Below are 360 nucleotides of genomic sequence, written 5' to 3'. Positions count from 1 at the left end.
AATGTGACGGTGGCTCATGATTTACCCATCATGGCTGAAAACGTTAAGCAATTAGAAAGCGCAATTGAAAAGCCAGCCAGCTATGAACCCAAAGAAAAAGTAAGCGGTGAATGGCAAGGTGAAGAAGTGTCCTTTAATGCTTCGTTTTCGGGACACCGTTTTACGGCAGAAGAAGTGGCGCAGTTATTGGCGGGGGAAGTCATTTCCTTTCAAGCCATTAACAAAAAAGGGAAAGCTTACACCGCTAAAGGTCAGCTTGCCAAGAAACGTTATAAGGGCAAAAATTTTGTTGGCTTTGATTTAATCCTCGATAAAAAGAAGGCGCGGAAAAAATAAAAAAGTAGAGAAAAGTAGAGAAAA

1 pseudogene is annotated in these 360 nt (G+C 41.1%); it reads left to right on the top strand.

What is annotated here, in order from left to right:
• A pseudogene (locus AOQ32_RS08405) lies at positions 1-336 on the top strand (DNA topoisomerase); the annotation flags it as partial.
• Positions 337-360: the final 24 nt, after the last annotated feature.

It is taken from the genome of Fructobacillus tropaeoli, from assembly GCF_001047135.2.
Classification (GTDB): domain Bacteria; phylum Bacillota; class Bacilli; order Lactobacillales; family Lactobacillaceae; genus Fructobacillus; species Fructobacillus tropaeoli.
This window is presented reverse-complemented; position numbering and strand designations above follow the sequence as displayed.